General features: G+C 71.2%; 7 protein-coding genes. 6 read left to right on the forward strand and 1 reads right to left on the reverse strand.

Translation table 11 applies throughout. The features are described from left to right. From QMX80_RS17665 to bla, 4 genes are all read left to right on the forward strand, one after another. On the forward strand, positions 1-418 hold a 418-nt coding region (locus QMX80_RS17665; protein ID WP_282278481.1), incomplete at its 5' end, for a DUF2239 family protein. A gap of 135 nt (positions 419-553) precedes the next feature. Beyond that, a complete protein-coding gene (gene ssb, locus QMX80_RS17670; protein WP_055768074.1) occupies positions 554-1,099 on the forward strand; it encodes a single-stranded DNA-binding protein in 546 nt (181 codons plus the stop codon). 238 nt (positions 1,100-1,337) lie between these two features. Continuing rightward, positions 1,338-2,504, forward strand: coding sequence for a P1 family peptidase (locus QMX80_RS17675; RefSeq protein ID WP_282278483.1), 1,167 nt, complete (start codon positions 1,338-1,340; stop codon positions 2,502-2,504). 91 nt (positions 2,505-2,595) lie between these two features. After that, a complete protein-coding gene (bla, locus tag QMX80_RS17680) occupies positions 2,596-3,642 on the forward strand; it encodes a class A beta-lactamase (RefSeq protein WP_282278485.1) in 1,047 nt (348 codons plus the stop codon). A gap of 24 nt (positions 3,643-3,666) precedes the next feature. Here bla and QMX80_RS17685 read toward each other — a convergent pair whose 3' ends face one another. After that, positions 3,667-4,779, reverse strand: coding sequence for a LuxR C-terminal-related transcriptional regulator (locus QMX80_RS17685; protein ID WP_055768080.1), 1,113 nt, complete (start codon positions 4,777-4,779; stop codon positions 3,667-3,669). A gap of 288 nt (positions 4,780-5,067) precedes the next feature. On the opposite strand from QMX80_RS17685, the gene QMX80_RS17690 reads away from it, so the two are divergent. Together QMX80_RS17690 and QMX80_RS17695 are read left to right on the forward strand one after the other, a co-directional pair. Next, positions 5,068-6,090: a DUF1611 domain-containing protein gene (locus QMX80_RS17690; RefSeq protein ID WP_282278486.1), complete on the forward strand. Its 1,023-nt coding sequence runs from the start codon at positions 5,068-5,070 to the stop codon at positions 6,088-6,090. Positions 6,091-6,100: 10 nt separating this feature from the next. Further along, a complete protein-coding gene (locus QMX80_RS17695; protein WP_282278487.1) occupies positions 6,101-6,661 on the forward strand; it encodes a hypothetical protein in 561 nt (186 codons plus the stop codon).

Consider the following 6,661-nt stretch of genomic DNA (forward strand, 5'->3'; position numbering starts at 1 on the left):
CGGCGATGCCGCGCAGGTGCTGGAGCGGCTGCAGGCGCGCTTCCCGGTGCCGGATCAGGCGCAGCCGCCTGCGCCGAAGGAACGCGGGCGGCCACGACTGGGCGTGGTGGCGCGCGAGGTCACCCTGCTGCCGCGGCACTGGGAATGGCTGGCCGCCCAGCCCGGCGGGGCCTCGTCGGCCCTGCGCAGGCTGGTGGAGGAGGCGCGCCGGCGCGAGGATGGGGCCGGCGGACTGCGCCAGCGCCGCGAGGCGCAGTACCGGGCGATGCTGGCGCTGGCCGGCGACCTGCCGGGCTTCGAGGAGGCCAGCCGCGCCCTGTTCGCGGGCGATGAGGCCGGCTTCGCCGGGCGCCTGCGGCAGTGGCCCGCCGACGTAGGCGATTACCTCGCAAGCCTGTCGGTGCAGGGCGCTGGATGATGGCGGCAGGGTGGGCGGGAAGGGGATGGGTTGCTACTATCCTGCGTCCCGTTCCCTCCCGGCGTCAGTACCGGGGACCACGGGCGCCGGCGGTCGTCGGCGCATTCCCGGCACACAACGCAAAGAGCGAATCCCATGGCCCGCGGCATCAACAAAGTCATCCTGGTCGGCAATCTCGGCAACGACCCGGACGTGAAGTACACCCAGAGCGGCATGGCCGTGACCCGCATCAGCCTGGCCACCACCAGCGTGCGCAAGGACCGCGACGGCAACAACCAGGAACGCACCGAATGGCACCGCGTGGTGTTCTTCGGCAAGCTCGGCGAGATCGCCGGCGAGTACCTGCGCAAGGGTTCGCAGGTCTATGTGGAAGGCGAGATCCGCTACGACAAGTTCACCGGCCAGGACGGCGTGGAGAAGTACACCACCGACATCGTCGCCAACGAGATGCAGATGCTCGGCGGCCGTGGCGAGGGTGGCGGTGGTGGGGGTGGCGGTTACGGCGGCGGCGAGCGCCCGCAGCGCCAGCAGGCCCCGCGCCCGCAGGGCGGCGGTGGCGGCTATGGCAACCAGGACCAGGGCGGCGGCTACGGCCAGCGCCCGCAGCGCCAGGCGCCGGCCCAGCAGCAGCCGGCCCCGCCGCCGATGGACGATTTCGCCGACGACGATATTCCGTTCTAGCGAACACTTCACCTTGACTGGTGATTAAAAAGCCTAAAGAGCCCCGATTGTTCGGGGCTCTTTGTTTTTTACGCGGGGCTGGAGGCGAGAATCAGGATTTCTCCCGATGCACGGACGTGGCATCGGCGGCAGCATCGGGCGATGGGACCGCGATCCGGTTCCCGCGTGGGCGCCACGAACCGGAAGGGGCTTCCGGTACTGTGGCGGCCTTGTCCACGGTTGCTGCTGGAGATCCCGAATGATGAAGCCTTGGTCCATCCTGCTGTTCGCCCTGGCTGCCGGCGGCGCCGCGTCGGCGGCGTCCGCGGCCGAGCAGCGGCCGCGCGCGCGCGAGGCCGGCGTGGTGATCGGCACGCTGCCGACCGGGCCGCGCAATGCCATCACCGACGTGGCCGGGGTCGGCGTCGGCCATGCGACCTTGAACGAGGGCACGCGCCTGCATACCGGCGTCACCGCGATCCTGCCGCATGCCGGCAACCTGTACCGGCAGCGGGTGCCGGCGGCGATCGTCGTCGGCAACGGCTACGGCAAGCTGGCCGGCATCACCCAGGTGCAGGAGCTGGGCGAACTGGAGACGCCGATCCTGCTGACCGGGACGCTGAGCACCTGGAAGGTCGCCGACGCGACGGTGGACTGGCTGCTGCGCCAGCCGGGCATGGAACAGGTGCGTTCGATCAATCCCGTTGTCGGCGAGACCAACGACGGCTACCTCAGCGACATCCGCGCACGGCCGGTGACGCCGTCGCTGGTGGAGCGCGCCCTGGCCTCGCCGTCCTATGCCGACGTGGAGGAAGGCGATGTCGGTGCCGGCGCCGGCACGGTCGCCTTCGGCTGGAAGGGCGGCATCGGCACCAGTTCGCGGCACCTGTCCGCAGCCGATGGCGGCTACACGGTCGGGGTGCTGGTGCAGAGCAATTTCGGCGGCGAACTCACCATCGCCGGCGTGCCGGTCTGGAAGGCGCTGCCGGACCCGGCGGCGTACGCGCGCAGCCTGGCAGTGCCGCCGCCGAGCACCGGCGACGGCAGCATCATGATGGTGGTCGCCACCGATGCGCCGCTGGACGCGGCGCAGCTGCAGCGGCTGGCGAAGCGGGCGCTGGTCGGGTTGGCGCGTACCGGCTCGGTGATGTCCAACGGTTCGGGCGACTACGTCATCGCCTTCTCCACGGCGAAGGAGAACCGGCGCGATCCGGAGGTGGCGGTGCAGCCGGCGCGCAGTGTCGCCGGCGAGGCCATGTCGCCGCTGTTCCAGGCCGCCGCCGAGGCGACCGAGGAAGCCATCGTCAATTCGCTGTTCCGCGCCCATACCGTGCAGGGTCATCGCGGCACCGCGGCCGCGCTGCCGCTGGAGCCGGTGCTGGAAGCGGTACGGCGGGCGAAGGCGGCGGTGCCGGCTTCGCACTGACGGCACGCTTTCCAGCGCGCAGCGGCACCCCATGCCGCATGGCCGCGACGGTGCCGCTGTCGTCGCGCTCACCCCGAACGATGGAGAACCCATGCACGCACTGATCGCCGCCTTGCCGCACTGGCGCCGGCTCCCGTTTGCGGCCGCGCTGGTGGCCTTCGTCCTCGCCTTGCCCGGCGTGGCGCCGGCCGTCGCCGCGCCCGCGCCCGCGCCGCCGTCGGCCGATGGCCTGCAACGGGAGCTCGACCGGCTAGTCGCCCCATTCGACGGCAAGGTCGGCGCCTATGTGCTGGACCTGCGCAGCGGCCGCAGCGCGCAGGTGAACGGTGGAAGCGGTTTTCCGATGGCCAGCACGGTCAAGGTGCCGGTCGCCGTGCACATCCTCGCCCTGGTCGACGAGGGCCGGCTCGACCTGCGGCAGCAGGTCCTGCTGCAGGCGGCCGACATCTACCCGGCGATGGGCGGGCCGATGGACACCCATCTGAGCGCGGGCTCGGCCATCACCGTGCGCGACCTGCTGCACATGATGCTGACCGTCAGCGACAACAATGCGACCGACATCCTGACCCGCCTCGGCGGTGGTCCGGCCGCGGTGGACGCGCGCATGCGCGCGCTGGGCATCGGCGGCATCCGCGTGGACCGCTACATCTGGGAGATGCTCGCGCACTACATGGGCGAGCTCGAGGTGTCGGCCGACCGGCCGATCAGCCATGAGGCCTATGCGGTTCTCGACGCGACCGTGCGGAGCGTCGAGGAACAACGGCGCTTCACCCGCCTGTACAACCAGGACCCGCGCGATACCAGCACGCCGGCGGGCATGGCCGAACTGTTGCGGCGCATCTGGGAGGGCAGGGCATTGCGCCCCGATACCACCGCCGTGCTCAAGGCGATCCTGCTGGACTGCCGCACCGGGCAGGGACGGCTGAAGGGCATGCTGCCCGAGGCCACGCCGGTCGCGCACAAGACCGGCACGGTGGACGAGGTGATCAACGACGTGGGCGTGATCACGCTGCCGGGCGGCAGGGGCGAGATGGTGGTGGCGGTGTATCTCGTCTCCGGCGCCGGCGACCAGGCCAGGGACCGGATGATCGCGCAGGTCGCGCGCGCCGCCCACGATTACTTCGTGTTCGTTCCGTAAGGGCCGGAGCGCGGCCGCGACGGTTCAGTTCAGCAGCCGCGCCAGCTGCGTGCGGTTGGCGACGTTCAACTTGCGGAAGATGGAGCTGATCTGGGACTCGATGGTCTTGCGCGAGCGGCACAGGCGCTCGGCGATGGCTTCGTTGCGCAGTCCCGAGGCGACCAGGCCGGCAACCTTGCGCTCGCTGGGCGAGAGGCACTGCAGCACGGGCAGGGCGCGTGCCGAGGGCGCCTCGGCCGCTTCATCGGCGTCGCCGTCGGGCGCGAGGATCAGCAGGTGCTGCGCATGGCGGAAGGAATTGCCCGGCGCCGAACTGATCTCCACGCGCAGGGCCTCCCCCGCGCGCTGCGGGTGCGCGATGGCGAAGCTTGCCCGTTGCCCGGGCGCGGTGGCCACGCCGGTGGCGTCTTCCATCCAGCGGCGCAGCGGCGCTTCGATCGCGCGCGGCAAGCGCCCGCTGCGTTCCGTATCGGCGCTCCAGCGCCGGCAGATGCGCTTGGCTTCGCGCGACATGTAGGACGGCGCCAGCGCCTGGTCCACCAGCACCGCGGCCAGCGGCAGTTCGTACAGCAGGTCCTCCACCGCCTTGTGCCGCAGGCGGTCGGATTCGAGCATGCGCACGCGCTGCAGGCTGGCGTCCAGCAAGGGATACAGTTCGGCCAGGAAGGCCAGTTCGGCATCGGCCAGTTCGGTGTGCGCGGTGAGGATGCGGATGCTCAGCACCGCTTCCAGCCGCGTGCCGTCCCAGAATGCCAGGTGGATGAACTCGCGCCAGGCCGGCGCGGGGTTCTGCGCCCGGAGCCGTTCCGGCGCAAGCGCATCCTGCGAGGCGATCTGCGAGAACGTGTACCAGCGGATCCGCGGGTTCGCGTCCAGATAGGGCGCGGCCACTTCCAGGCTGGTGACCAGGCGGGTCCCGTCGTCGCCGGTGCCGGCCAGGTGATGGCGGCCCTGCAGCGGCTGGTAGCCGTCGATGTCGAACAGCAGGCTGCAGGAATGGCAGGGCAGCGCCTTGTTGATCAGCGCCGCACAGGCCTGCCACAGCGAGGCCATGTCGAGCGCTTTCACCAGCGCCGCGCGTTCGACGGCCAGTCCGTCCGCATGGGCGGATGCGCGGGTGGCATCGAACATCAACATGGCATCTCCCGGGAACTGCGGACATCGCGGCGGCGGCATCGCGCGCAGGCATGCGGCGAACGGCGTTCATGGCTATGTAACAGCGGCCCACCGCGCTGGCAAGTGGCGGAGGAGGTGGACGCCGGCGCGATGGATGGCGGTCGGACGCGGCGGGGAATATCCGGGTTTTTCCCGATTCGCGGCGGCGCGCGATATGGTCGAATGGCAAGGGTCATATCGAGCTCGGGCAAAGGTGGCAGCCATGCGATACACGAATGAACGGCGGCAGGCGGGAAGGGAGGCGAAGCCATGAGCGCAGCGCCCGGCAGGGTGGTCCTGCACATGCCTTACCTGTTGTTCCTGGGCGAGGAGACCAATCCGCTGAAGGCCAAGACCGCCTTCGGCCTGCGCGACTGGAGCGCGCCGGACTGCATCGGCCAGACGCGATTGCCCGGCGGTGGCATCGACCTCGGCCTGCCGGAGATGGACCCCGCCGCCGCGGCCGCGGCCGGCGCGCGTTCGCTGGTGATCGGCGTCACCCCGGTCGGCGGACGCATTCCCGCACATTGGGGGCCATTGCTGATCGCCGCGGTCGAAGCGGGCCTGGACATCGTCAGCGGACTGCACACGCCGCTGGAATCGGTGCCCGGCCTCGCGTCGGCGGCTGCGCGTTCGGGCGCGCGGCTGGTGGACGTGCGCCGTCCGCCGGACAACCTGCCGCGCGCCACCGGCAAGCGGCGCAGCGGCAAGCGCGTGGCCATGGTCGGCACCGACTGCGCGCTGGGCAAGAAATACACCGCGCTGGCGCTGGCACGGGCGATGCGCGGCCAGGCCGTGGACGCCGATTTCCGCGCCACCGGCCAGACCGGGATCATGATCGCCGGCGCCGGCATCGCGGTGGATGCGGTGATCGCCGATTTCATCGCCGGCGCCGCCGAATGCATCTCGCCGGAAGCCGCTCCCGAGCACTGGGATCTCATCGAAGGGCAGGGGTCGTTGTTCCATCCGGCCTATGCCGGCGTCACCCTCGGCCTGCTGCACGGCTCGCAGGCCGATGGCCTGATCCTGTGCCACGACCCGCTGCGCACGCATCTGGTCAGCTGGCCGGATTACCCGGTGCCGGGCCTGGCGGTGGCGCGCGACCTGTATCTGCAGGCGGCGCGGCTGACCAATCCCGGCGCGCGCCTGGTCGGAGTGAGCCTGAACACCTCGGCGATGGACGATGCCGCCGCGCAGGAAGCGCTGGAACGCGCCGGGCGCGAGCTCGGCGTGCCTGCCTTCGACCCGATGCGCAGCCGCCTGGACCAGGTGGTCGCCTCGATCATGGGATGAGGCGACGACGATGCGTACGCTGCACGCCAGGCCGCATGCCTGGAAACTGAGGGAACCGTTCGCCATCGCCCGCGGCGTGCGCAGCGAGGCGCGCGTGGTCATCGTCGAACTGCACGAGGATGGCCTGGTCGGCCGCGGCGAGGCCGGCGGCATCGCCTACCAGGGCGAGACGCCGGAAAGCATGCTCGCGCAGATCGAGCAGGTGCGCGCGGAAATGGAGCAGGGCTGCGACCGCCACGACCTGCTGCGGCTGCTGCCTGCCGGCGGCGCGCGGCATGCGCTGGACGCGGCGCTGTGGGATCTGGAAGCCCGGCGCAGCGGCGTGCCGGCGTGGACGCGCGCGGGCATCGGCCAATGGCAGCCGGTCGACAGCGCGGTGACCATCGGCATCCGCGACGTCGCCGCCTACGAAGCCACCGCGCGCGCGCATGCCGACTACCCGTGGCTCAAGGTGAAGGTGGGCAAGGGCTCGCCGCTGGACGCGGTGGCCGCGGTGCGCCGCGGCGCGCCGCGGGCGCGGTTGATCGTGGCTGCCACCCAGTCGTGGAGCGGGGGCGCACGGCGGGCGTAA

Origin of the sequence: Stenotrophomonas sp. PS02297 (genome assembly GCF_029959705.1) — a bacterium.
Taxonomy (GTDB): Bacteria; Pseudomonadota; Gammaproteobacteria; order Xanthomonadales; family Xanthomonadaceae; genus Stenotrophomonas; species Stenotrophomonas nitritireducens.

What these genes read in the sequence shown, in the direction of transcription:
- ssb (WP_055768074.1), top strand. Translation starts at nt 554, where the DNA reads ATGGCCCGCGGCATCAACAAAGTCATCCTGGTCGGCAATCTCGGCAAC.
- QMX80_RS17675 (WP_282278483.1), top strand. Translation starts at nt 1,338, where the DNA reads ATGATGAAGCCTTGGTCCATCCTGCTGTTCGCCCTGGCTGCCGGCGGC.
- bla (WP_282278485.1), top strand. Translation starts at nt 2,596, where the DNA reads ATGCACGCACTGATCGCCGCCTTGCCGCACTGGCGCCGGCTCCCGTTT.
- QMX80_RS17685 (WP_055768080.1), bottom strand. Translation starts at nt 4,779, where the DNA reads ATGTTGATGTTCGATGCCACCCGCGCATCCGCCCATGCGGACGGACTG.
- QMX80_RS17690 (WP_282278486.1), top strand. Translation starts at nt 5,068, where the DNA reads ATGAGCGCAGCGCCCGGCAGGGTGGTCCTGCACATGCCTTACCTGTTG.
- QMX80_RS17695 (WP_282278487.1), top strand. Translation starts at nt 6,101, where the DNA reads ATGCGTACGCTGCACGCCAGGCCGCATGCCTGGAAACTGAGGGAACCG.